A 23,010-nucleotide genomic window follows, 5' to 3' on the forward strand; every position below is an offset into this window, starting at 1 on the left:
AGCCTAACCGCGCGTGCGGGAACCTGAGGGAGCCCTAGAAGCCGTGGCGGGGAACGGCCCGCTGGTATTGCGGAACCCACGAAATGTCATGGCCGAGTTCGTAGGCTGCCCTCAGCCACCAGTGTGGATCGCGCAAGGCCGCACGGGCCATGAAAACGGCGTCGGCGCGGCCGTTGGCGACGATATCCTCTGCCTGTGTGGCACTCGTGAGGAGCCCCACCGCCCCGGTGGGGACACCGGCGTCGCGCTTTACTTGCTCGGCGAATCCCGCCTGGTAGCCAGGCACGGCCCTGATGTCCTGATGCGCCACGGCGCCACCGCTGGAGACATCCACCAGATCCACCCCGCGCTCGGACGCTGCACGGGCAAGACGGACAGACGCCGCGACGTCCACTCCCCCATCCGCCCAGTCGGACGCCGATATTCGGAGCAGGAGGGGCATGGAATCAGGGATGACCTCACGGACTGCGTCCACCACTGCGAGCATGAGCTTGTTCCTGCCGTCCTCGCTTCCACCCCAGCCGTCCGTTCGGGTGTTGATGAGGGGGCTCTGGAACTGGTGCAACAAGTACCCGTGTGCGCCGTGGATCTCCACGGTGTCGAAGCCAATAGCCACGGCGCGGGCTGCCGCACTTGCGAAATCGGACACCACGCCCTGGATGTCCTCTTCGCTCATGGCCGCCGGCGCTGCATAGCCGTCAAAAGCCTGGCTGGTGGGTCCCACGGTAAGCCATCCGCCGTCGGACTCCGGTACAGAACCCGATCGGCCGGAGAACGGCCAGTACGTGGAGGCCTTGCGCCCTGCGTGGGCCAACTGGGCACCGATTTTGCACTCTACGGCCCCATGCTGGTGCACAAACCGGACTATGCGTTCCCAGCCCGCTGCTTGCTCATCGGAGTACAGGCCTGCGTCCAGGGGGCTGATCCTGCCCGCCGCGTTCACCGCGGCGGCCTCGCTCATGATCAGAGCGGCGCCACCCGCGGCGAAAGCGCCCAGATGCATCAAATGCCAGTCGTTGGGGACGCCCTCTCCGGTCTCCGGGTGGCAGCTGTACTGGCACATGGGTGACACCCAACCGCGGTGAGGCACGGTGAGCGAACGCAACTGCAATGGGGAGAACAGTGCTGACGGCACTAGAAGAGAACCCTCGCGAGTCCCTGGCGGGCCTTGGCCACCCGTTCGTCCTGTGTTCCGACTACCTCAAAGAGCTCCAGAAGCCGCACGCGGGCAGTTTCACGCTCGGGACCGAAATTCCTGCCAATAAAGGTGATGATGCGGTTGAAGGCGTCCTCGATGTGGCCGCCGGAGATGTCGAGGTCAGCGACGCCCAACTGGGCCTGGACATTGTCCGGCTCTTGGGCGGCCTGTTCGCGAAGGCTTTCAGCGTCGGGAGCGGAGAGTTTGTCCAGCCTGGCCATCAACTCAACCTGGGCGAGGCCGGCTTTGGCGTCCGAATCGGCAGGCTGCTCGAGGAGGGCTTGTTTGTAGGCGGAGGCTGCTCCGGCGTAGTCACCGGCCTCGATCGCGTCGATGGCGGCTTGGTGAAGCGGCGGCACTGGCTCCGGTTCGGCGTCCTCGTCCTGGGCGGCGTCACCGATGCTTCCGGTGACGCCGTTGGCAGCGGCCACCTTGAGGAGCTCGTCCACGAGGTTTCGGATCTGCTCGTCGTCGGCCGGACCTTGGAAAAGGGGAACGGGCTGGCCTTTGATCACGGCAACGGCGGTAGGCACGGCCTGCACTTGGAAAGCTTGGGCAAGTTGCGGGAACGCGTCAACGTCCGCGGCTGCAAGAACCAAACGGCCGCTGTAGCTTTCAACGACTCGCTCGGCAGCTTCAAGTACTGCGGGAGATTCCGCTGCGTAGCGCGACCACAGGAGGAAGAGCACAGGGATCTGGGCAGACAGCTGCACCAGGTCCTGGAAGTTTGTTTCAGTGGCCTCCACACGAAGCGGTGCCTTGCCGGCGTCGCCGCCGTCAGGCGCCCCGCCGTCCGCTGAAACGGAGGCCGGTGGCGCCGGGGGCGCGGCCTGGCGGCGCAACGACGAGAGGTCGACTGCGCCGCGAAGATTGAGCTGGCTGGCAGCGGCTGGAGTGGGTCGGTATCCGGGCGAACTCATATCGTCCACTCTAGCCGCTGCCCTGCCAAGGGTTCGCCTACTTGAAGCTGGCCCCCACCAGGCCACGCGTAGCTGCCACGAGCTTCATCGGATCGGTTGAGCCGGCCGGCGGAATGTACACGGCCACGGACTCGGCAAAGTTCAGCACCATGCCTGTTGTGGTTTCCTTGCCCCCGGCGAAGACTGCGGAATCGTCTTCAAGCAGGAGCTTGTCGCCAGCGGCCTTGGGCGTTCCCTCAAAAGCGAAGTCCAGGCGGCCGACAACCAGTGCGCCACCATCGGCAGTGCGCAACACCACGGTCTGGTTATTAACCGGAGTGTGCGTGAACTTGAAGTTGGCGCTGGTTCCGTTCTTCACAGTGTCCGCCTGGTAGGCGAGGGCCCCAGCGATGTACGGCGACGATTGTCCATCGGCCAACTTGCTTCGGTTCGGAGAGTCAGGAGTGGTCAGCATTTCAGCCAGGATGCCCAAGGCCTCGTTGCCGCTGTAGGCCAAGCCGGTGTTGTCGGCGGCGGGAACGGCCTCGGTTCCCTCCCGTGGGACGGGGAAGGATGGGAAGTTGGTGCCGGGCTGGAGCGGTGCACTGGCCCACAGCTTGTAGTTTTCACGCGGTGAAAGTTGTACGAGCGTCAGTACCTGCGGAACAACGTTTCCTTCACCTTGCGTCAGGGCGAAGACCGTGCGCGGCCAATCGCGCTTGGTGCTGATAACACTGCTCTGGAGCTTGGTGGCACGGACAGGCATGCGCGGTTCGTAGGCAGAGACAGCTGATCGGATCTTGTAGTTCTGCGTGCGGATCTGAAGTTCCATCTTGTCAACGCGCGGAGCCAGTTTGGCGGCGTCCTTGGCGGCGTCGGCAGCATCCACGGTGCTGGCAACCTGCTCCAGGATCCGCTGCAACTGGGACTCTAACAGAACCGGCGTGCCGTCTTCACCTTCAGCGGGGGCCGCTGCAGCGCTGGTGGTGGTCGGCTCGGGGGTCGTCGTCGCCTGCGCGGCGACGGCGGTTCCGCCAACCATCACGGCTGCCAGGGCAGCAGCGAGGGCAGTGACGCGAAGGGCGGGGCCTTCGGTTTCGTTGCCACGACGGCGGGCGGCGTCGCTGGCCGGCGTCTGCACGGGCAAGGTGGTGGTTTCGCCACCATCGTGCGGGCCATCACCCTCCCCGTCATGACGGCGGTTGCTGAGGGCCTTGGCGACGAACGGCAAAGCCGCACCAACCAGGATGATGATGATGCCCAAGACAATCAGCGGCACGGCCCAGGGGGTGGTGGCGTTGTTCGGGAACGTCATGGAAATGGACGACGGCGCAGGCTGGGTTCCGTCGGCGGCTACCAGAAGGGACCACTCGCCATCAGCGGGAGGGTTCCAGGTGTAGTCCAGGTCGCCGCTGGCGTCCTCGGTGCTGACCCAGAGATCGGATCCAGCCGGAGACGGCGCAGTGGCCTCTCCGTCGACTGAGGCGGTCTCAAGCGATTTCTGGTCGGCCGAGACTCCGGACAGCGTGGTGTGGGCAGTCTTTCCGACCCACGCTTCGACGTCGTCCGGGCGACCCGTGGCGACCATGAAGTTGCCTTCACCTTGGATCTTGATCTTCACCGGCCCGTCATGGAGAGCGATCAACTTTGGGTCGATCACGGTCAGCGGGGCAGCTTTGGTATCGCTGGGAACCGAAGCCGTCACCGTCTCGGCGGGGGCCCAAAAAGTCAGCTGGCCAATGCCGGCCAGCATCGTCAGCAGGCCCAGCAGCACCAGTAAGGCTGCAGTCTTCAAACGCACAGGATCACCTATCATCAGCGGTCGTTGAACTTCAAGGGTAACCGTTTTGTTATCAGAGAGTCAGATCGGCGTGATCTCCCCAACATCCGGAAAACCCCGCCGTGGCGCCCCTGCAGCCCTGTTCGGCCCTCCTGATAGTGTGGCGATGATCATGATATTCGGGCCATCCGGCGCCTGATTCACCCTCGCTCCACCAATGAAAAGGCAGCTAAACCGCGTGAAAGACCACTTGGAACCCCGTCCCGCCAATGAGCCCGGGTCAAGTGCGGTGGAGGCGCCCTCAGACGGCACCGCCGCTACGGTTCCTGTCCGAACCGGACGCCTTGCAGCCCTCGGCCGCAGGCTGCGGCAGCCCATCCCCGGCGCCCGTACCCGTGTTCGCTTCGAGATGCCTCCGGAAGACCAAGATGAAGGAACCCGCGAGGGCCTCCGCCCCGAGGACGACCACGGCTTCGGGGCGCCCGGCCCCCGGATGTCCTCGCAGCACCCCTTATATGTAGGGTTCATGGGGACTGCAGGCGTCGGCGTTGCCTTGGCAGTCTTCTACATCGCCAGCAACACGACCCAATTGATCCTCTGGATCGTCGCCGCCCTCTTCATTGCACTCGGCCTGGACCCCGTGGTCCGGTGGTTGGAGTCCCGCAGGGTCCCCCGCCCCGCAGGCATCCTGATCTCCGTCTCGGCCTTGGTACTCGCCGTCGCCGGTTTCTTCGCAACATTGATTCCCACCATCGTTGAACAGGTGTCGGAAATCGTTCGCCAAGCACCCGAGTGGATCCGAGGCTTCCTCGACTCCGACTTCTTCCGCAACGCCGACAGCCAGTTTGGCGTTCGGGACCGGATCACAACGGAGCTGGATAAGTTCGTCAAGGATCCTGAAGCCATGGGCGGCATCTTCGGCGGCGTGGTGGGCTTCGGTTCCACTGTGGCGAATGGACTGTTCGGCTCGCTCATTGTCCTGGTCCTGAGCCTTTACTTCCTCGCAGCCCTTCCGTCCATGAAAAAGTGGGCCTACCGCCTGGCTCCCCGCTCCCGGCGACCCAGGGTCGAGGCGCTCTCCGAAGCCATCACCGACTCCGTGGGCAACTATGTGATCGGCCAGGCCTGCGTTGCGCTCCTGAACGCGATCTTCGCTTTCATCGTGATGACCATCCTGGGCATCCCCTTCAGCGTCCTGCTTGCGTTCGTCGTTGCACTGCTGGCATTCATTCCATTGGTGGGCGGCATGATCGCTGCCGTCGTTGTCATCCTGGTGGCGCTCACCGGCGGCTGGCAGACGGCGGTTGTCTACGCGATCGCCTACTTCGCCTACCTGCAGTTCGAGGCGTACTTCATCTCGCCCCGCATCATGCAGCGCGCAGTGGCTGTCCCAGGTGCCGTAGCGGTGATTTCCGTTATCGCCGGCGGCAGCCTGCTGGGGGTGCTCGGCGCCCTGATCGCCATCCCCACTGCCGCGGCCATCATGCTGCTCATCAAGGAAGTCTTCATCATCCGACAAGACCGGCACTGAGTTCCCTGTGTTGGAGTACAGGTAATGCCCCCCGACATGTTGTTGAGGGGCATTACCTGTACTCCATGGAAAATCCGGCTATCCGGTCGTAACCGGCCCCGCCCACTCGCGGGGCAGACCGTCAACGCCGGCACCTGCGGGAGTGACGTCGTCGACAATTTCATTCAGCACCCGCGCCGCGTACTTCTCGCCCACCCAGAGGTGCTTGGCGCCGTCGACGCCGACCAGCCGGGCCTGCGGCACCAAACTGAACCGCTGGGCTGCCTCAGGCGGCTGCAGGTAGTCGTCATGTTCAGGCACCAAGACGGTTAGCGGCTTGCCGGAGGCGGCCCACTCCTTGAGATGAACGTCCGTGGCCCGGTGCAACGGGGGCGACAACAGGACTGCACCCTCAATCTGCGCCGCAACAGGCTCCACCGCTCCGTACATCAGGGCGAGCTCGGTACCGAAGGACCACCCAACGAGCCATCGATTGGGAAGGCCACGTTCCACCGCGAACCTCACGGCCGCCTCGACGTCGTAACGCTCGCCAATGCCTTCCTCGAACTGCCCGTCGCTGGTCCCCCGCGGCGACTGGGTGCCGCGCGTGTTGAACCGCAACACAGCAACTCCGGCCAGCGCAGGGAGCCGGTACGAAGCCTTCCGGTAGACGTGCGAATCCATGAATCCGCCGTGGGTGGGCAGCGGGTGCAGTGTAATCAACGTGGCTGTGATCTCCCCCGACTCCGGCATGGCAAGCTCGCCGCGCAGCACTTTGCCGTCCTCGGTGGTGAATTCCACATTTTCGCGCTTGGCCGGGAGTACCGTGGAGGCACGGATCTCCGAGGGAGCATCCTGCGGGGTGAAAACGAACGAGGCGGGGTCGAAAGTCATGCTTCCAAGCCTAAGCGAATCAGCGGTACCGGTAGGTCCGGGATGTCCAGCAATTGGTGTGCCAGTGGCGGCGTTCAGCCAACCCGGCCGCCTGGCCGAACAGGTGGTTGTCGGACCACACCACCAGGTGCGCGATTCCCGGCAGGATCGCCGTTGAACACCCCGGGCAGATGTACTGCTTTTCCGCCTTCTTGGCCGTCATGGTCCGCACCATCCAGTCGCCGTCCGGCGCACTTTCGCGCCGGGCGATCCCCGCCCGGGCCCGCTCGAGGTCGAGTTCAGGCACCGGTTCCGTCCATTTGCCTCCACCACCGCCGGTACGTGGGCCGGACGCGTTGCGGCGGGGACGGTTGGAGCGGGGCATACCTCCATTCTGCCCCAGACAACCGGGCACAGACGGTAATGTGGGGCGGGTGCGACTCGTCATAGCCCGTTGTTCTGTTGATTACGTTGGCCGCCTGAAGGCCCACCTCCCCCTCGCCACCCGGCTGCTGCTGGTCAAGGCGGACGGTTCCGTGCTGGTGCATTCCGACGGTGGTTCCTACAAGCCGCTGAACTGGATTAGCCCACCAGCCACGCTGCGGGTGACGTCCCCGGAGGAGACCGAGGTGGAAGAAGGGGTGGTGGAACAGTGGACGGTCCAGTCCGCCAAAACCGATGACCGCCTCATCATCAACATCTATGAGCACCTGCACGACACCTCCCATGAGCTCGGCACTGATCCAGGCCTGATCAAGGACGGCGTCGAAGCGGATCTCCAACGGCTGTTGGCCGAGCAAATCGAGCTTCTGGGATCCGGATATTCGCTCATACGACGCGAGTACTTCACGGCGATCGGCCCAGTGGACATCCTGGCCAGGGATGCCAAGGGCGCCACAGTGGCCATTGAGCTGAAGCGCCGCGGCGACATTGACGGCGTTGAGCAGCTCACCCGCTATTTGGAATTGCTTAACCGCGACCCCCTGCTGGCACCTGTTCGCGGGATCTTCGCTGCCCAGCAGATCAAGCCTCAGGCCAAGGTCCTGGCCAATGATCGCGGCATCGACTGCGTCACTCTGGATTATGACGCGATGCGCGGCGTGGATGACAGTGAGTCGCGGCTCTTCTAGGCCCGCACCTTCAAGCCAGTGTGCCGCAGACCACTAGAATCAAAACCATGACTGCCGCATCCCGTTTTCCCACTTCTTCCGCGCCAAGCCACCAGATCATCAAAGGAACGCTTGTCAGCGATGGCGAGGTGGTGGAGGACGGGCTGCTTGCGATCGACGGTGACCGGATCGCCTACGCCGGACCAGCCGACGGATTTGATGCTGAGACGTTCGAGGGTTTCCAGAGCGCAATCCGGCTGGGCGTTCCCAGCGGCAGCTACCTCATCCCGGGCCTCGTGGACGTTCACTGCCACGGTGGCAACGGCGGTGATTTTCCTGGCGGCGAAGAGGCATCGGCCCGCAAGGCCATCGAGTTCCTCCACCGTTCAGGGACCACCACATTCCTTGCCAGCATGGTCACGGCTCCCCGCGAGGACCTCCTGCGCGGCATCGAGCTCTACGTAAAGCTCGTTGACGAAGGGCTTGTGGCCGGCATCCACCTCGAAGGTCCCTTCCTGTCCCACGCCCGTTGTGGAGCCCAGAACCCGGACTACTTGTTGGAACCCGACCTTGACCTCATGGACGAGCTCGTCGGTGCCGCTGCCGGCAAACTCGCCACCATGACCTACGCCCCGGAGCTTCCGGGAGCCGCTGCGCTGGTGGACCTGATGACCTCCCACGGCGTCACCCCCTCACTGGGCCACACAGACTGCGACGACGCCACTGCGGCGGCGTCGCTGGCTGCGGCCCGCGAGGGGCTTGAGTCAGCGGGGTTCGACGGCGTCAGCTCACTCCCCACGGTCACTCACCTTTTCAATGGGATGCCTCCCATGCATCACCGTGCACCGGGCCCTGTTGCCGCTTGCCTGCGGATGGCCCAGGAAGGCAAGGCAGTCGTCGAGCTCATCGCGGACGGCACCCACCTGGACCCCAGCACAGTAGCCACGGTCTTCCAGCTCGTGGGAGCCGCCAACATCGTCCTTGTCACCGACTCCATGGCGGCCGCCGGACTGTCGGATGGAAGCTACATGCTGGGCCCCTCCCCCGTGACTGTCCGCGACGGCGTCGCCACCCTGGATGCCACCGGATCCATCGCAGGAGGCACCGCAACCATGCTGGAGATAGTCCGCAAGACTGTCGCGGCCGGCGTCGCACTTCCTGACGCGATTTGTTCCGCAACGGCAGTGCCCGCGGCTGTCCTGGGACTTTCCGACGAAGTAGGCGGACTGCGACGCGGCCTCCGCGCCGACGTTGTAGTTACCAATGAGGATCTGGAACTCACCGGCGTGCTGCGCAACGGCCAATGGTTGTCGTAACAAAGCCTTGAGGGAATTGCAGGGCCTCCTGTTACCTTCTTTTTACCGAAAATTTTCCCGAATTGCCCAAAAGACCGTTGACCTCCGGCAGGGCACATGAAAGTGTTGTAGCAGTCTTTGTGTAGGTGGTTTTCATGCTCGCAAGACGAGTTGCGAGCGTGAAGCTCCTGCGAAACCATCCGGGCCCATCCCGGACGGATTCCATGGTCTTCTCGCGGAGTAACAAAGCCGGTACGAGGTGTATCGGACTGCTGTTCCATAATGAGGAGAAATACATGGCACTGGGAACCGTCAAGTGGTTCAACGCTGAAAAGGGCTTCGGCTTCATCACCCCGGATGACTCGGACGGTGACGTTTTCGTTCACTACTCCGAGATCCAGACCGGCGGCTTCAAGACCCTCGATGAGAACCAGCGCGTTCAGTTCGAGATCGGTCAGGGCGCCAAGGGCCCCCAGGCAACCGGCGTTACTGTCGTCTAGCCTTACCCGCTGAATTCTGCTTGTCGCAGATGCAGCAAACAGGTTGACCCCGGCTTTAGGGCCGGGGTCAACCTGTTTAACCAAGTTAATGCCAGCGAAGTTGTCTGATATTTCGACACCTTGAAGAAATGCGAAAACGTGGCCTCGAATAAGCGTTGACAATTCAACCAACCAAGGTCCTGAGCAGCCGCGCAGAATGCCGCACTGACAATCCCGGCAGGTACGCCCTGCTCAGTGCGCGACCCATTGCGGGAAGGTGCAGCGGGTCTTGGTAATACATATACAGTGTTCGGTACTCGGGCTGGAATCTCGACTTAAAGGAAGCCAGCGACCTGAAACCATAAACAGGTTCCAGCGCCTGCCCCACAACGTCCAGAATTCCGGCCAGGCCTTTTGCCTGCTGCTCGATCTCGCCCTTCTCCCGGGCCAACGGCGAACCGGATAGTGAGATCACCTCGACGGAGTCACGCAAGTGGAGGACAGCCGAGGCGATGAGGAACTCCATGACTCCAGGGAAGGTGTCGCCCCGCCGGCGCATGAAGTCCAGTGTCCAGCTGACCACCCTGCCGTCCTGGTAAACAGGAAGCCAACTCGTAACCCCATAGACAAGCCCCGTGTCATCCACGGCGACGCAGCACAGCACATCGTCGTCGTCGAGTTCGTCCAGGCCGCCCAGCGTGAAGCCCATCTCCGGGATCTTCTTCTGCGCCGCCCACTCCTCTGAAACCTCGCTCACCTGTGCGCGCACTCCGTGCGACAGCTCGGAGTAGCGGCCCCACTTGGCCGATATCCCCAACTTCCCGGCTCGATTCAGGGACGTTCTGACGTTCTGCCACTCCTTGCCCCTGAACTCCAGGTCCCTGATCCGGAGCCTTGTTTCCTGCGCAACCGCCACCCTGCGGAAACCGCGCCCACGAAGCATCGGCCAGAGCTCGTCGGTGCACGAATACAGGCAAGGTATCAACGCGTGCTGCGAGCAGTAGTCCAAGAAGCCGTTGGCCGTTGTCACGTGGTGTTCAGCGGAACCAATCGGTCCGGCCAAAGTCAGCGCCACATGTCCATGCTGCTGGTACGCCACCGCTCCAGTGCCTTCAGGGTTGAACCAGTATTTATTCGGTTCCCACAGGGCCATCCACGACAACGAATCACCGCCGCGCTTCACTAGGGCGCGGGCAGCCTGCCGTGTCTGATGGTCCAAGCCGCCGGAATGGTGGCCGCGAATAAGCAGGATCCACACGCCCACTAAGGCAACAAGCCAAAAGACCGTACCCGAATAGGAAAAGAGAAAGACCTCCAGAACGTCTCGTTCGGCAAAGACCTTCCGGTAGACCCCCGGCAGGGGAACGGGGAGGTACTGCCTGGCGAGCTCAGCCGCCAATCCCAAGAGGCCGCCGTCGCGGTCCATGCCTCCCGAAGCCAACCACACCACCGTATAGGCCAGAATCAATGCTCCCCCGGTGAGTCCTACCAACCAGAAGACCTTGCGCCGGAGGCGGTCCGAAGACACCACCCTGAAGTGGCCGCGGTAAGCGAACAGAAGGATGGCAAGAACCAACGGGACCAGGACGAGGGGGATCAGATGCACAACTGCCGAGTTCAGCATTCCCACCTGCGGGCGGCCCGGCGGCCGGGGCATTCCGGCGAATAGTCCAAGGTAGATGGCCGACAACGCCACCACCACCAGCTGAACACCGATAGCGATTCCCAGTGCCAGCCGACGTCCCCGCCTCATGCCGTCGGCACAAATAAGGAGCAGCACCACCGGTACTACTGCCAGTGCCAAGCCGAAGGGGCCCGTGTAGCCCTGACGGCCAACCTCCAAGCAAGCGACGTCTATGGTGCCCCCGCAGTTGCTTTCCAGTTGGCTGAGCGTGGGTAGCGGGTTAAGGATCACATCCCGGAGCAATGCCAACGGCCCTGACGGGCTCTTTGCGGCAGCAGTCACGATTGGACCCACCGCGAAGATTGCCATGGTCAGCGACAGCAGGTTCCGCACCTCCCTGCCGGTGGACCGGTGGAGATGGAGATGGCCCTGACTGCTTTGCATCCACCAACCGGCGCCGAGCCCTATCAGCGCACCCAGGAGCCCAACCACGGTTTCCGCATGTCCCACGTACAGCACCAGCAGCAGTGAAATGGAAAGTGCCACCGTACGCAAGCGTCTTTGCCAGAGCGTAGGGAGGAGGGCGCTGGCAGCCAAAGTGGTGGCCAGGACTGCACCGTACGGGCCAATCAGCCGCGTATCAGCCATCCGTGAGAGCCATCCATCATCGGCATACCGTGCCACTTGGGTGACTAACAGGAACGCAGACACACAAGCGAACTGGCTGCCAAAGAACACCGCCGCAGTTCTCAGGAAGCCGAAATGCCGCTCTGCCAGTCCCAGGAGGAAGAGGATCATCAGGACCGCTGTGGCATAGGCCAGCGGATTGGTGGTGAAGAACAGCGAGGACCAAATGGACCACCACTCCCCCGACCTCAGCCCTTCCAGGGAAACACCAGCTACGGAAAGCCACGGTTCCGGAGGTCCCGCCAGGAAGCTGCCGGAGACAAACGACATCACCACAAAGAGGGCAAGGACAATCAAGGTGAAGGGAGTGGCCCGCAGATGTCTGCCAGCCTGCCCAATAGCTGGCCTGATCACAGCTCTGAGGGCAAGACTCACTGCGGCAATCCCCACCGGGAGGCGAGGAAATCGAGGGCGCCGGGCATTCCCCTGATCACAGCGTCCCATGAGTGCCCGGCATGCGGGATGGAATTATCCTCGGTTTCAAAGCCCGCGTTCCTCGCCGCTTGGGCGAGCTCGAGCATGTAGGCGGTGAACTCGTGGTCGGCTTCACCAGAGACCAGATACACGCCACTGCCCGCGTAATTGCGCTGCTCCATCATCACCAAGGGCGTGTTGGCCTCGAATGCCTCAATGTCCCCATCGAACGAGTCTGCGATCGTCTTGCTGCGATCTTTGGCAAGTGCTGGTTCACGCTCGGCCGCGAAACCGAGTATGGACGAAAAAATCCCCGGATGGGCTGTTCCCATTTGCATGGCACACGTGCCTCCAAATGAGAAGCCACCCACTGCCCATTGCTGGTGATCGCGCGAGACGTCCAAGGTATTCGCTATCCAGGCCGGCACATCCTGCGAAAGATACGTGTCAACTTGGGCGATGCGGCTGTCCATGCACATGGTGTTTGCGTTGGCCGATCCATTCGGGTCGACAACTACTGTGACAGGGGCCAGCCCGTCATGTTCTGCAGCGAAACGATCCAGGAGAAGACGAAGTTGTCCACCGCTCAGCCAGTCCGCCGGTCCGCCGGGCTGGCCGGCGAAGAGCACCAGCACAGGCAGGCTGGGCCGGGGAGTCGTCTGGTAGGCGGGGGGAAGGTAGATGTACGCTTCCCTGGCAGCAAAGCCGGAAGCGGTACCGGGGATGTCGGCCCTGCGAACTATCCCGCTGCCAGGCATGGATTCCGGGGCTTTCCACGCTGAAAGGGAGGGCCCCGTTTTGGCGTCCGGGTTCCGTTCCAGGCCAGCTTCGAGAGGCTGTATCCGAGCTACTGCCGTACCCAGCAGGTCGGCTACCGACTTGTTCAAGCCAAAGTACAAGTTCACCTGCACCACACAGAGGAGAACGACACCAAGCATCGCCACAACGCTGAGGCTGCGGCCACGCCAGGAATTTCGTGGGAAGCGGACACCGCAGAGGAGGACGGCCGCTACTGCAGGAACGGACCACGCCAACGTTTCGAAGGGAAGGTTTTCCGAGAACGTGGCCAATAAGTCAATCAGGATCCAGTGGACCAAGGCCACAACGCCCACGGAAATGATCAGGGAGGCTGCGACAATGAGTGGCCACGTACGTCGTGGCCACCACAGCAGGTACGCCCCTCCGGCTGCACCGCAGGCGATGCTGAACCAGAGGAACGGACCATCCACAAGGCTGATATCCGAAAGGAAATCCATAACGCCTAGCGCCAGGTGCCGACGCCGATGACCGGCCCGGCCTCCAGCCAGGAGGACAGACCTGCGTAGGCGTCGAAATTCATGGCAAGCATGAACTTCTTGCCTTCGTACTGCAGTTCAACCACCACTACGCCGGGCTGCACCCTGACGAGTTCATCTTCCGTGGGTTGGCGGCGGCCCAGCAGTTCCAGCGAACTGCGTGTGAATTTATGCTTGGGGATCACGCTGAGCGACATCAGGCGGAACCACTCAAGCTCGTTGTCCTGATAACGACAAACCCCCATCTGCCAGCTGTTTCCAGCCATGCAAATGGAGGCGTCGACCGTGCCCAGGGCACGCCGCAGATTGAAGCGGCGCACCCCGAAAAGGCACAGTGAAATGATCAGCAACGTAAACGCCGTTGCCAGGGCGATGAACGGAATAAGGGAATCGTCCATCAAGGTCGTGCTATCGGATCCCCGCTGTAGCCGCTTCGCCCAATTTGGCGTTGTCAGCAACAATGACCACGCGATCGTTGTCGACGGAGAAGAATCCGCCATCGACGACTACCGCAATGCGATCACCGGAAACCGGCTGGATTGCCAGCTCGCCCGCGGCCATGATGGCCAGAAGGGGCGAGTGGCCCGGCAGGATTCCGATTTCACCATCGCTGGTGCGGGCCTTCACCATCTTGGCCGCACCGGACCACACGAAGTGGTCCGCCGCGACAATCTCAACCTCGAGCTCAGCCATACTACTTGGTCTGTTCCTGGATCTTGGCCCAGTTACGCTCGACGTCATCCAAGCCGCCGACGTTGAAGAACGCCTGCTCTGCGATGTGGTCCAGCTCGCCGTCGCAGATGGCCGTGAAGCCTTCAACGGTGTCCTTGATGGAGACGGTGGAGCCTTCAACGCCGGTGAACTGCTTGGCGGTGTAGGTGTTCTGGGAGAGGAACTGCTGGATACGGCGTGCACGCGACACGACGATCTTGTCCTCTTCAGAGAGTTCGTCAACACCGAGGATGGCGATGATGTCCTGGAGTTCCTTGTTCTTCTGCAGGATCTGCTTAACACGGACAGCCGTGTTGTAGTGATCCTTGCCGATGTACTGGGGATCCAGAATACGGGAGGTCGACGTCAGCGGGTCAACGGCCGGGTACAAACCACGGGATGCGATTTCACGAGAAAGTTCCGTGGTCGCGTCGAGGTGTGCGAAGGTCGTGGCCGGAGCCGGGTCGGTGTAGTCATCAGCCGGCACGTAGATGGCCTGCATCGACGTGATGGAGTGACCCTTGGTTGAGGTGATGCGCTCCTGGAGCAGACCCATCTCGTCAGCAAGGTTCGGCTGGTAGCCCACAGCGGACGGCATGCGGCCGAGCAGCGTGGAAACTTCCGAACCTGCCTGCGTGAAGCGGAAGATGTTGTCGATGAAGAGCAGCACGTCCTGGTTCTGGACATCGCGGAAGTACTCCGCCATGGTCAGGGCGGACAGGGCCACGCGCAGACGCGTTCCCGGCGGCTCATCCATCTGGCCGAATACAAGGGCGGTGTCCTTGAGAACGCCGGCCTCTTCCATTTCAACCCAGAGGTCGTTACCTTCACGGGTACGCTCGCCAACACCGGCGAAGACGGAAGTACCACCGAAGTTGCGGGCAACACGGGTGATCATTTCCTGGATCAGAACGGTCTTGCCAACGCCGGCGCCGCCGAACAGGCCAATCTTTCCACCCTTGATGTACGGGGTGAGAAGGTCGATGACCTTGATGCCGGTCTCGAGCATCTCCGTGGAGCCCTCGAGGGAAGCGAAGGCCGGAGCCTTGCGGTGGATCGGCCAGTAGGCGTCAGCCTTGATCTCGGACTCTTCGACGTCCAGCGGCTTGCCGAGAACGTTGAAGATGTGGCCCTTGACGCCGTCGCCGACGGGCACGGAGATCGGAGCGCCGGAGTCCTGCACGGTGGTGCCGCGGACGAGGCCGTCGGTTGCCTGCAGGGAGATGGCGCGGACGAGGTTGTCACCCAGGTGCTGGGAGGTCTCGAACGTGATGGTCTTCGTCTGGCCGTTGAGAGTGATCTCAGTGGTCAGAGCGTTGTAAATCGAGGGGATTGCGTCAGCCGGGAATTCGACGTCGACAACCGGACCAATAACACGGGCAATGCGGCCGGTGGCACCGGCCGTAGCTACGTGTTCGGTAGCAGTGGCAGTCATCTCTCTCACTTCACTCAGTAGATGGCGTGGGGTTAAGTTTATCTGTTTGGTGCAGGTGCGGCTTCGAGCCGAATCCGTTGCCGGCTAGGACGCGAGAGCGTCGGCGCCAGCCACGATTTCGGAAAGCTCCTGCGTAATCTCGGCCTGACGGGCCGTGTTGCGAAGGCGCGTGTACTTCTTGATCAGATCCGTCGCGTTGTCACCGGCCGACTTCATAGCACGCTGGCGGGCTGCGAGCTCGGAAGCTGCTGCCTGCAGCATGGCTGCGAAGATGCGGGACTCGATGTAACGCGGAAGCAGTGCGTCAAGCACCTGCTCTGTTTCCGGCTCAAACTCGTACAACGGCAACAGCTCGGATTCCGAGGCTGCTTCCTCTTCGACTACCTCCAGCGGAAGCAAACGGATGACCGTCGGCTCCTGCGTCACCATGGACTTGAAGCGGGTGTAGACAACGTGGATCTCGTCCACGCCACCCTCTTCGAAGTCAGTGGAGAAGTCTTCGAGAAGTGCAGCTCCGACTTCCTGCGCGGTTTCGAATTCCGGCGCGTCCGTGCCGCCGGTCCATACGCGGGCGTAGGACCGGTTGCGGAAATCGAAGTACGCCTGCGCCTTGCGGCCAACCAGGTACGCCTTGACTTCCTTGCCTTCTGCGTGAAGAAGCTCGGTGAGACCTTCAGCCTGCTTGAGCACGCTCGCGGAGTAGGATCCTGCAAGGCCACGGTCCGATGTAATGATCAGGACGGCGGCGCGGCGGATCTGCTCCGGCTCGGTGGTCAGCGGGTGGTCGATTTCGCTCTGAGTTGCGACAGCAGAAACGGCGCGGGTAATCGCGTTCGCGTAAGGCAGTGAAGCTGCTACGCGGGCGCGGGCCTTACCGATGCGCGAGGTAGCGATCAGTTCCATCGCCTTGAAGATCTTGCGCATCGACGTCGTCGAGCTGATCTTCTGACGGTAGACCCGAATCTGGGCTCCCATACTTATCCTTTCCTAAGTTCCCGATGTGCTGCCCTGCCGGGGCCCTTGCGGACCCCGGCAGAGCAGGTTCTCGAAACTAGCGCTTCTGCTTGACGATCTTTTCCTGGTCGACGTCGCCGCCGGAGATCGCTGCGTGCTCCTCGTGGCCGGCGCCAACCAAGTGGTTGTCGCCCTCGCCGAAGAAGCCCTTCTTGAAGGAAACGATTGCTTCCTTCAGAGCTGCAGCGGTGTCGTCATCCAGGACGTTGGTCTGTGCCAGCGTGGTCAGGATGGAGGACTTGTGCGTGAGGTGCTCCAGGAACTCGGACTCGAAGCGGCTGATGTCCTCAACCGGAACGTCGTCCAGGTAACCGTTGGTGCCGGCCCAAATGGAAACAACCTGGTTCTCAACCGGGAACGGCGAGTACTGGCCCTGCTTGAGCAGTTCCATCAGGCGTGCACCACGGGTCAGCTGCTGGCGGGAAGCAGCATCCAGGTCAGAGGCGAACATAGCGAAGGCCTGCATATCGCGGTACTGAGCCAGGTCCAGCTTCAAAGTACCGGAGACCTTCTTCATGGACTTGACCTGTGCAGCGCCACCAACGCGGGAGACGGACACACCAACGTCAACAGCGGGACGCTGGTTGGCGTTGAAGAGGTCCGACTGCAGGAAGATCTGGCCATCGGTGATGGAGATCACGTTGGTCGGGATGTAGGCAGAAACGTCGTTTGCCTTGGTTTCGACGATCGGCAGACCGGTCATCGAACCTGCACCGAGCTCGTCAGAGAGCTTGGCACAACGCTCCAGCAGACGGGAGTGCAAGTAGAAGACGTCACCCGGGTAGGCTTCGCGTCCCGGCGGACGACGCAGCAGCAGGGACACGGCGCGGTAGGCTTCGGCCTGCTTGGACAGGTCATCGAAGATCACCAGAACGTGCTTGCCGCCGTACATCCAGTGCTGGCCGATGGCCGAACCTGCATACGGTGCCAAGTACTTGAAGCCAGCGGGGTCCGATGCCGGGGACGCCACGATGGTGGTGTACTCCAGTGCGCCATGGTCCTCGAGGGTCTGGCGGACGGCTGCGATGGTGGAAGCCTTCTGGCCAACACCAACGTAGACGCAACGTACCTGCTTGGTGACATCTCCCGAAGCCCAGTTGGCCTTCTGGTTGATGATGGTGTCCACCGCGATGGCCGTCTTACCGGTCTGGCGGTCACCAATGATCAGCTGACGCTGGCCACGGCCGATCGGGATCATGGCGTCGATAGCCTTGAGGCCGGTCTGCATCGGTTCGTGAACCGACTTGCGTTCGGTAACGCCCGGAGCCTGGAGTTCCAGTGCACGGGTGGCCTCGGCCTTGATCTCGCCGAGGTCGTCGATGGGCTGGCCCAGGGGGTCGACGACGCGACCCAGGAAGGCGTCGCCAACCGGAACGGACAGGATCTCACCGGTACGGTGAACTTCCTGGCCTTCTTCAATGCCGGTGAAGTCACCGAGGATAATGACACCGATCTCGCGGACGTCAAGGTTCTGGGCCAGGCCCAGCGTGCCATCTTCGAAGCGAAGCAGCTCGTTCGCCATGACCGAGGGAAGACCCTCAACACGGGCGATGCCGTCACTTGCGGTGGTCACACGACCAACCTCTACGCGCTCTGCGTTACCGGGTTCGTAGGACGCCGCGAACTCGTTCAACGCATTACGGACGTCGTCGGCGTTGATGGTCAATTCGGCCATCTGCAGTCCCTGCTCTCCTGTTTTCGTGATCATCGTTGCTCACGATGACCGGGTTTTATATCAGTTAAGTTGTGCTTTGTCTTCGCTAGCCAGCGAGCTGACGGCGGAGTTCGCTCAGGCGGGCAACTACCGAAGCGTCGAGCACTTCGTCACCTACCTGGACACGGATTCCACCGATCAGTGCGGGGTCAACATTGACGTTGACCTTCAGTTCGCGGCCGTACAGGGCATCCAGCCCGGCCTGCAGACGGCTGGCCTGCGTTTCCGTCAACGGACGGGTAACGCTGACAGTTGCAATCCAGCGCTGCTGACGCTTTGCTGCAAGCTTGGCGAACGACTCGACGAGCTTGCTCGGCTTGACACCGCGCGGCTGCGTAACTGCCTGGCTGATGAGAACCTTGGCTTCCTCGCTGCTGCCAGGAACAAGTTTCTCGGCCAGTGCAATCTTTGCCGCGGGCGATGCCTGCGGCTCAGACAAAGCACGTTGTACTTCGTGGCTGGAGGCGACGGCCTGGTTGAAGGCAAACAGATCGTTTTCCAGCTCTTCCAGCCCCGTGATACCGGAGGCAGAAACGGCCGACTTGTTTTCAGCTACGGCGATAACCACCGTGGCGGCAAGCGTCTCGAGTGCATCGCCGATATCGCGTGCCGATGCCCAGCGTGAGCTGGCCAATCCGCCTGCAATCTCAGCAGCATCAGCGGAGACTTTTCCGCCAACGAGCTGCTTGACCAGCGCCGACTTTTCGTCTCCACTGCGGGACGGGTCAGTCAGGGCGCGGCGCAAGCCAGCCGAGCTGTCCACCGTTCCCAGGATTCCGAAGAGGTCCTTAGCCAACTGCAGCGAAGCGAAGGGAAGCTTTGCTTCCAACTGCGCCAGCGCTGTGGTCAGCGATTCGCTCGATATACCTGCCATTACTTAGCTGCACCTGCGCTCTGGGTCTCCAGATCTGCCAGGAAGCGGTCCACAACACGTGCGGCGCGCTGGTCGTCGGTGAGTGCTTCACCAACGATGCGGCCGGCCAGCGTGGTGGCCAGGGTACCGACCTCGGAACGGAGCGAGACAACAGCTGCCTGGCGCTCCGATTCGATGGCAGCGTGTGCCTGCTCGGTGATCCGTGCGGACTCCGCAGCTGCCTTGGCCTTCAGGTCCGCGAGGATCTGGGCGCCTTCGGCGCGTGCTTCTTCGCGGATGCGGTTGGCTTCGGCGCGGGCGTCGGTGAGCTGCTGCTTGTACTCTTCGAGAGCTGCAGAAGCTTCTGCCTGGGCCGCTTCGGCCTTTGCAATGCCACCTTCAATTGCTTCGGCGCGCTCTGCGAAGGTCTTCTCGAACATCGGGACAATGAACTTGACCACGATGTACAGGAGGACAGCAAAGCCGACGAGGACGACGCCCATTTCCCAAACGTTGGGAACGAGAGGGTTGGCGGCCTCGCCTTCAGTGGCGGCTGAGATGATCAGCTGATTCATGTTTCACCCGTCCTATCTACTCGGTTGCGGAATTCGCTTTGTTCTGAAGCCGAAGACTAGAGAACGAAGGCGAAAACGAGGCCGAGGATGGCGAGGGCTTCGGTCAGTGCCAGACCAAGGAACGCGATCGGCTGCAGCACACGCTGAGCTTCCGGCTGACGAGCAACACCGTTGATGTAAGCCGCGAATACGAGACCCACACCGATACCACCGCCGATTGCGGACAGACCGTAACCTACGAGGTTGAGATTGCCTTCCATTTTTTTCCTTTCAAGATGCCACCCATGTGGCAGGTTGTTTGGTTTACTTCAATCCCCACAAGGGGAAGCTTTTGGGAGCCTAGTGGCTGTCGGCGTGCAGGGCGCCTTCAATGTAGATCGCGGTCAGCAGCGTGAACACATACGCCTGCAGGGCCATAATCAATGCCTCAAGCATGTACATGGCGATGGCGCCAACAAGTACCAGGACCGAGGTGCCCTTCAGGAGGACGTTTTCCTGCATGACCAGGAACTCGATGCCGGATCCTGCGAGCATCACGATCAAGTGGCCTGCAAGCATAGTCGCGAACAAACGGAGGCTGTGCGTGACCGGGCGGACCAGGAAGTTGGAGATGATTTCGATCGGAACAACGATCGGGAGGATGTACCAGGGCACGCCCGAAGGAACGGTTGCGAGCTTGAAGTACTTCAGGCCGTTCTTCTTGATGCCGATGATGATCCAGGTGAAGTACACGATGCCGGCCAGCACATAGGCGCCGCCAACGTGCGAGAAGCTCGGGAGCTGGATCACCGGAATGGCACCGTAGATGTTGTTCACCAGTATGAAGAAGAACAAGCTGAACAGCAGCGGGACGTACTTGATGAAGTCCTTGCCGCCGATAATGTCCTTGGCGATGCTGTTGCGGACGAAGCCGTAGGCCATCTCGCCTGCGAACTGCAGCTTGCCGGGAACCAGCTGCTGCTTACGTGCAGCGAGGATGAAGAATGTAGCGATAATGACGACCGAAAGGATCACCAGCAGCATCTGCTTGGAGAATCCGTCGTGCGCACCCCAAGGCAGGATTGCCGGCAGGTGCATTTCGTCGATTCCGGGCGGGGTGAAGGACCCCGAATCCTGGGCGGGGAGCGCAAGCGCGATCAACGCGTTTCCTCTCTGCTGTGTCCATCATTGGGCAATTGGCGGAACGTGGACACGTTGGACGCATCCGTATTCCATGTGAAATTATTTGGCATTACTGTCCCCGTCCGTGGACGGACCGCTGTCTGCGTTGCTCTCGCCAGAAGATGAGCTTTGTCTGGTGAGGCCGTGCATATGGGAAAGATAGAACCCCCCTGTGGCTCCCAGCAGAGCGCCGAGGAGCACAATCCAGCGGGTCCCCCACAGATTATCCAGACCCCAGCCTATCAAACTCCAGACAATGATCCCGCCAACGATGTAGCTGAAGACAGCGATGCCTGCGTTGTATCCGCCGTCGTTTCCGGCTTCAGCAGATTCATTACGGTGAGAAGCCTGCTGGCCACCGAGAGACGGGCGGGAATAACGCTTACGCGGAGACATCCGGACCACCCTTCGGATCAGCGGGATCGTTGTAGATCTGCAGGCGGGCCTTGCTGAAACCGTAGATTTCTGCTGCCTGCCATAGGACGACGGCGACCACTGCGCCGATGAGGAACCAACGGCCGTGCAACCACGCCGGGGTGCCGATCGCAAAGAGAACCACGGCGAATCCAACGACTTTGACAAAGTAGGTGGCCACGAAGAGACCGACAGCGCCGGAGGGGTTATTACGGCCCACGAAGTGGCCGATCAAGAGGCTGATGGCGAAGAACACCATGACCAGCCCGCCGCCGAAGGTAGCTGAGAGCGCACCCTGGCCGCCGTTCATCAATGCTGCCACGATGCTCGTGATGGCCAGGCCGGCCAAGGAAGCAACGGAGCTCAAGAAGAGCAGCCGGAGCCAAAGATTGGATGTCTCACCGGAAACTCCAACACGACGCTTGCCGGACGGGCGTCCGGAATCGGCGTTGGATGTCATGGGGATACCAATCCTCGTGGCACGGGTGCCATATTCTCAAAGTGGGGTTACGGGCGAGTGACTGTCCGCAGAAAGAATTCTACATGAGATAGAACTGTGACCATAACCGGCCGTCATAACTACTCCCCCGGCCGCGTCGAGTTCCGGGTGAAGTAAGGCCACGCCGTTACAGCAGCCATGACCAACGCCGCCGCTATCACCACGATGAGCACAATCTGCCAGGGGAACACGGCGAAGGCGACGCCGCCGAAGGCCAGGATGCAGGTCCACACGTACAGCATGACGACGGCGGTGCGGTGCGAGTACCCGAGGTCCACCAGCTTGTGGTGGAGGTGCCCTCGGTCTGCCGACCAGGGCGACTGGCCTCGCGCCGTTCTACGGACGACAGCCATCCCCAAGTCAAGGAGGGGCAGGGACAGAACCGCGAACGGAAGCAGAATGGGCACGACGGTGGGAATACCGTTGGCCCGGTCGTAGAGGCCGGAACCGATCTGTCCGGTGGCCACGACACCGGCGGAGGCCATCAGCAGGCCGATGAGCATCGCGCCCGAGTCCCCCATGAAAATCTTCGCGGGGAACCAATTGTGCGGCAGGAAGCCAATGCAACTGCCGACGAGGATAGCCATCAGGAGCGTTGCGAGGTCCGAATTGTCAGTGGACGGATTGTTCCTGTGGACCCAATAGGCGGTGAGGAAGAAGGCTCCCCCACCGATGGTCGCCACCCCGGCCGCCAAGCCATCCAGCCCATCGATGAAGTTGACGGCGTTCATGGTGGTGACGATGAGACCGGCAGTGAGCACGATCTGAACCACCTCGGACTCGAGGAAGATCGGTTCTGGAATGAAGGGCACCACGGACATTCGAACGCCCCAAATGGCCACGATGAACGCCGCCGCGGCCTGACCAAGCAGTTTGATCCACCAACGGATGTCCAGGATGTCGTCGGCGACTCCCACTGCAACGATCACCACCGCACCAGCAAGGATCCCCCACGGGGCATCGTTGTGCCTGAAGATGTCCTTCACGAAGAAAGAATTGCTGGCAACCACCAAGGCAACGAAGAAACCGGCGAAAATGCCCAGCCCACCGAGCTTGGAGATCAGGGCCGAGTGCATGTCCCGGCTACGGATGGGACGGTACAACCGCAGTTTGTTTCCCACCACGCGGGCACCCCACGTTCCCGCATAGGCCACCACGGCAGCCGTGAGGGCCATCAGCAGATACATGATCATGACGCGGCTCCCGCGAGCAGCCCGCCAACCGCACCGGAAACCCGGACCAGCGAACGCAGCCGGTGCGTCGCTTGAGGACCGAGAATTTCCGGGCAGCTCAAGGTGTGGAATTCTGTCTTTGGATAAATGGAACTACTCCGTCGCCATGCCTGCACCGGCTGTGCCGAATGTTGCGGGATTTCTGTGGACTCTAGTCACGATACTAATGCCAACGGCCGTGACCACCCTGTGACGCAGCCGCAGGGCCCAGCTTGTTTGGCTGGGGTTAAGCTGCGTGG

At 61.8% G+C, this 23,010-nt stretch carries 23 protein-coding genes; 4 read left to right on the plus strand and 19 right to left on the minus strand.

Annotated features, from left to right (window positions below):
- Positions 1-34 precede the first annotated feature (34 nt).
- From FQP90_RS10025 to FQP90_RS10035, 3 genes are read right to left on the minus strand one after another with little or no spacing between them, the layout of a single operon-like run.
- Positions 35-1,135, minus strand: coding sequence for an NADH:flavin oxidoreductase/NADH oxidase (locus FQP90_RS10025; protein ID WP_144649763.1), 1,101 nt, complete (start codon positions 1,133-1,135; stop codon positions 35-37).
- On the minus strand, positions 1,135-2,118 hold the full coding sequence (locus FQP90_RS10030) for a tetratricopeptide repeat protein (protein WP_144649765.1): 984 nt from the start codon (positions 2,116-2,118) through the stop codon (positions 1,135-1,137). Before FQP90_RS10030 ends, FQP90_RS10025 begins: the two co-directional genes overlap by 1 nt.
- 37 nt (positions 2,119-2,155) lie before the next feature.
- A complete protein-coding gene (locus tag FQP90_RS10035) occupies positions 2,156-3,913 on the minus strand; it encodes a hypothetical protein (protein WP_144649767.1) in 1,758 nt (585 codons plus the stop codon).
- 202 nt (positions 3,914-4,115) lie between these two features.
- On the opposite strand from FQP90_RS10035, the gene FQP90_RS10040 reads away from it, so the two are divergent.
- Complete coding sequence (locus tag FQP90_RS10040) at positions 4,116-5,408, plus strand: AI-2E family transporter (protein WP_144649769.1); 1,293 nt, start codon at positions 4,116-4,118, stop codon at positions 5,406-5,408.
- Between the two features lie 78 nt (positions 5,409-5,486).
- On the opposite strand, the gene FQP90_RS10045 is transcribed toward FQP90_RS10040, so the two are convergent.
- Entirely contained in the window at positions 5,487-6,281 is a 795-nt protein-coding gene (locus tag FQP90_RS10045; RefSeq protein ID WP_144649771.1) for an alpha/beta hydrolase, read from the minus strand.
- Positions 6,282-6,300: 19 nt separating this feature from the next.
- Positions 6,301-6,645, minus strand: coding sequence for an ATP/GTP-binding protein (locus FQP90_RS10050; protein ID WP_144649773.1), 345 nt, complete (start codon positions 6,643-6,645; stop codon positions 6,301-6,303).
- Between the two features lie 49 nt (positions 6,646-6,694).
- On the opposite strand from FQP90_RS10050, the gene nucS reads away from it, so the two are divergent.
- From nucS to FQP90_RS10065, 3 genes are all read left to right on the plus strand, one after another.
- Complete coding sequence (gene nucS / locus FQP90_RS10055) at positions 6,695-7,390, plus strand: endonuclease NucS (protein ID WP_144649775.1); 696 nt, start codon at positions 6,695-6,697, stop codon at positions 7,388-7,390.
- 47 nt (positions 7,391-7,437) lie between these two features.
- A complete protein-coding gene (gene nagA, locus FQP90_RS10060; protein WP_144649777.1) occupies positions 7,438-8,685 on the plus strand; it encodes an N-acetylglucosamine-6-phosphate deacetylase in 1,248 nt (415 codons plus the stop codon).
- Between the two features lie 275 nt (positions 8,686-8,960).
- Positions 8,961-9,164 (plus strand): cold-shock protein, encoded by a 204-nt coding sequence (locus FQP90_RS10065; RefSeq protein WP_018776337.1) that lies wholly within the window; start codon positions 8,961-8,963, stop codon positions 9,162-9,164.
- Positions 9,165-9,327: 163 nt separating this feature from the next.
- Here the strand turns inward: FQP90_RS10065 and FQP90_RS10070 are convergent, their stop codons facing one another.
- The 14 genes from FQP90_RS10070 to FQP90_RS10135 all read right to left on the minus strand — a co-directional run bounded on the left by FQP90_RS10070 (position 9,328) and on the right by FQP90_RS10135 (position 22,732).
- Positions 9,328-11,844, minus strand: a complete 2,517-nt coding sequence (locus FQP90_RS10070) for a DUF2156 domain-containing protein (RefSeq protein ID WP_144649779.1) — start codon at positions 11,842-11,844, stop codon at positions 9,328-9,330.
- Complete coding sequence (locus FQP90_RS10075; protein WP_144649781.1) at positions 11,826-13,124, minus strand: alpha/beta hydrolase; 1,299 nt, start codon at positions 13,122-13,124, stop codon at positions 11,826-11,828. The genes FQP90_RS10070 and FQP90_RS10075 overlap by 19 nt, the downstream gene beginning before the upstream one ends.
- Positions 13,125-13,129: 5 nt before the next feature.
- Positions 13,130-13,561, minus strand: coding sequence for a DUF2550 domain-containing protein (locus FQP90_RS10080; RefSeq protein WP_144649783.1), 432 nt, complete (start codon positions 13,559-13,561; stop codon positions 13,130-13,132).
- A 10-nt stretch (positions 13,562-13,571) separates the two neighbouring features.
- Positions 13,572-13,856, minus strand: a complete 285-nt coding sequence (locus FQP90_RS10085; RefSeq protein ID WP_014922172.1) for a F0F1 ATP synthase subunit epsilon — start codon at positions 13,854-13,856, stop codon at positions 13,572-13,574.
- A gap of 1 nt (position 13,857) precedes the next feature.
- Entirely contained in the window at positions 13,858-15,309 is a 1,452-nt protein-coding gene (gene atpD / locus FQP90_RS10090; protein ID WP_144649785.1) for a F0F1 ATP synthase subunit beta, read from the minus strand.
- Positions 15,310-15,393: 84 nt separating this feature from the next.
- Positions 15,394-16,284 (minus strand): F0F1 ATP synthase subunit gamma, encoded by an 891-nt coding sequence (locus tag FQP90_RS10095; protein WP_011775258.1) that lies wholly within the window; start codon positions 16,282-16,284, stop codon positions 15,394-15,396.
- Between the two features lie 76 nt (positions 16,285-16,360).
- On the minus strand, positions 16,361-17,998 hold the full coding sequence (gene atpA / locus FQP90_RS10100) for a F0F1 ATP synthase subunit alpha (RefSeq protein ID WP_011775259.1): 1,638 nt from the start codon (positions 17,996-17,998) through the stop codon (positions 16,361-16,363).
- Between the two features lie 85 nt (positions 17,999-18,083).
- Positions 18,084-18,911, minus strand: coding sequence for a F0F1 ATP synthase subunit delta (locus tag FQP90_RS10105; RefSeq protein ID WP_144649787.1), 828 nt, complete (start codon positions 18,909-18,911; stop codon positions 18,084-18,086).
- Entirely contained in the window at positions 18,911-19,465 is a 555-nt protein-coding gene (locus FQP90_RS10110) for a F0F1 ATP synthase subunit B (protein WP_144649789.1), read from the minus strand. The genes FQP90_RS10105 and FQP90_RS10110 overlap by 1 nt, the downstream gene beginning before the upstream one ends.
- 56 nt (positions 19,466-19,521) lie before the next feature.
- Positions 19,522-19,725: an ATP synthase F0 subunit C gene (atpE, locus tag FQP90_RS10115; RefSeq protein ID WP_009356484.1), complete on the minus strand. Its 204-nt coding sequence runs from the start codon at positions 19,723-19,725 to the stop codon at positions 19,522-19,524.
- A 79-nt stretch (positions 19,726-19,804) separates the two neighbouring features.
- Complete coding sequence (atpB, locus tag FQP90_RS10120) at positions 19,805-20,605, minus strand: F0F1 ATP synthase subunit A (protein WP_144649791.1); 801 nt, start codon at positions 20,603-20,605, stop codon at positions 19,805-19,807.
- An 81-nt stretch (positions 20,606-20,686) separates the two neighbouring features.
- Positions 20,687-21,022 (minus strand): AtpZ/AtpI family protein, encoded by a 336-nt coding sequence (locus tag FQP90_RS23625; protein WP_144649793.1) that lies wholly within the window; start codon positions 21,020-21,022, stop codon positions 20,687-20,689.
- The gene (locus FQP90_RS10130; protein ID WP_144649794.1) at positions 21,009-21,500 is read right to left on the minus strand and encodes a hypothetical protein; all 492 of its coding nucleotides are present in this window, start codon (positions 21,498-21,500) and stop codon (positions 21,009-21,011) included. Before FQP90_RS10130 ends, FQP90_RS23625 begins: the two co-directional genes overlap by 14 nt.
- 119 nt (positions 21,501-21,619) lie before the next feature.
- Positions 21,620-22,732, minus strand: coding sequence for an MraY family glycosyltransferase (locus tag FQP90_RS10135; protein WP_144649796.1), 1,113 nt, complete (start codon positions 22,730-22,732; stop codon positions 21,620-21,622).
- Positions 22,733-23,010: the final 278 nt, after the last annotated feature.

The sequence above is a fragment of the Paenarthrobacter nitroguajacolicus genome, assembly GCF_007786235.1.
GTDB classification, from domain to species: domain Bacteria; phylum Actinomycetota; class Actinomycetes; order Actinomycetales; family Micrococcaceae; genus Arthrobacter; species Arthrobacter nitroguajacolicus_A.